General features: G+C 55.7%; 2 protein-coding genes. One reads left to right on the top strand and one right to left on the bottom strand.

The features are described 5' to 3' along the window. Positions 1-289 precede the first annotated feature (289 nt). The gene (locus tag AC27E8_RS00155; protein WP_487099047.1) at positions 290-1,147 is read right to left on the bottom strand and encodes a helix-turn-helix domain-containing protein; all 858 of its coding nucleotides are present in this window, start codon (positions 1,145-1,147) and stop codon (positions 290-292) included. 306 nt (positions 1,148-1,453) lie between these two features. Between AC27E8_RS00155 and AC27E8_RS00150 the strand changes: the two genes are divergently transcribed. After that, on the top strand, positions 1,454-1,702 hold the full coding sequence (locus AC27E8_RS00150) for a hypothetical protein (protein ID WP_487099046.1): 249 nt from the start codon (positions 1,454-1,456) through the stop codon (positions 1,700-1,702). Positions 1,703-1,848: the final 146 nt, after the last annotated feature.

Here is a 1,848-nt window from a genome sequence, read left to right as displayed (position 1 = left end):
GGCTCCGGCCCTGGCGCAAAAGGTGCGCCCCAAACGCCGTGATGGCTTCTTCGCCCAACATGGCACTCGCCTCCACAGGCCGCCCGGCCCGGGCCCCGGCACCCAGGCTGCGGTTCGGCGCAAATTCTCCCCCTTGCGCGCGCACCTCGCGCACAAGGGGGCATTCGGCCTAACGTGCGAAAAGGCCATGCGCCGAGCCGGTCAAGGCTGCGAAGCACCGCGTAAGCGGCTTGGCCTTGACCGGCGATGAGGCGCATGGCCTAGACTCGGTGGCGCCGGATGCCCGCCATTAGGGGGAGAAGAGCACCGGCTCGGAAGTGGGTGTGCGCTTTTCAAGATCGCGGAGGAAAAAGCTTTCCTCGGCGACGTGCTTACGAACCTCCGGTGAACACTCCTGAAGGGACGGGAGCGCCCAAGGGTGGCTCAACGGTTGTGATCCGATGGGAACCACCATACGCTCCACTTCGTAAAGGTTCCAGCGATTAGGAGTGAGAAGTGTTACGTACCCGTTGGACTCCAGCCCCCACCGTTCAAGCTCAGCTAAAGAGTGGAGCTGAAAGAACTCGACGAGGATGTTCTCTAACGATCGCAAGAGTGGCTTATAGGGAGCGCTCAAGTCCACAACAGCGAAGAACTCGTCGGGTTCCCGCTCTCGTTTCTCTTCAGGGGTGCGTAATCGGACGTACACCAATTGTCCATGGATCAACGTTTCCCCGGAGACGCGTCGAATTTCGACCTGGGTGTCGAGCGGATATCCCCACCACAGGAAAAGAGATGGCGCAGACACCGTCTCGCGTTCGGTCTCCTCCGCCTCTGAATCCCAATAAGAGATGATCGGATACATCAGAGAGGGTTTCTTGTCGGCATATTCTTGCTCACGAAACTGGAGTTCGGTTAAAGCTTCGGAACCAAAGAGCTTTTCGATGATGCGCAAGTCCCCAAGACGCTTCGCGATCTCATACAAACGAAATCGCGAGGTCGTGCGACGTCCGTTTTCGAGCGCGTTGTAGTAGGAATTAGAGAGGTTCAGGAACTGTGCAAATTCATCCTGAGTGGCTTTTTTAGACTCCCGAACATCTCGTAACCACTCTCCAAAAACCTTCATTTGCGCTTTGGTGACCTGATCGGACTTTCGAATTCTCGGCACATGATCCACCCCCTTTCTTCCCTTGTCTCTAGAGGATTTGTGGCCAATGTAGCACGCCACAGACCTGAGCGTCTACGTGCTATTCTGAGCTGATACACTTTGTTTCATACGTTCTTGATACATTATGTATCACTTTGTGTTGCCTATAGGCACATCTCAAAGCATACACATGATCTTTTTTAAAACTCATGCATCCCATATTGATCTTTGGAGCCCATCCGTTTAAACTGTAGTTGAACGCCACCCAAAGGTCTCCATTTGACCAGCAAGGATGGCGCAAACTCACTGATAGAAAGGTGATGGAACATGCTACTTCTTCGTGACGGGGTTGTGATGTCGGCGAGCGAAGCGGCGGATCACAGCAGGATGTTTGTGGAAGTCGGTGACACCTCGATGTTAACGAGGTTCCGATTCGTGCTCCCTGCGGATACCGAGGTCGCAGAAGGCGACAAGGTGGACATCGCCATTCGGAACATTCGGGTTTCGAAGGCGGGGACCATGATGTTCGAAGGCATGCTTCAGTCGCGGAAGCCTGCGGAGGCCCCGAAAGCATGAGCAGAGCCCAGGCGGACGGCCGGCGGAGGTTGGGGGACCGGAGCCGGCCGGACGCCTGGGCCAAGCCCATCGCAGAGGAATGAGCAACGTGGTGCGGTGAGTAACACGCACCCTTGTAAATACGCACCTTTTTCTGGAATGCAGAG

The organism is Alicyclobacillus sp. CIJ1 (genome assembly GCF_057538885.1).
Note: the sequence above shows the minus strand (reverse complement) of the source record. Positions and strands in the feature narration are given on the sequence as shown.

Bases quoted from the DNA above. Each gene is read 5' to 3' on its own strand.
- AC27E8_RS00150 (WP_487099046.1), top strand. From the start codon at position 1,454: ATGCTACTTCTTCGTGACGGGGTTGTGATGTCGGCGAGCGAAGCGGCG.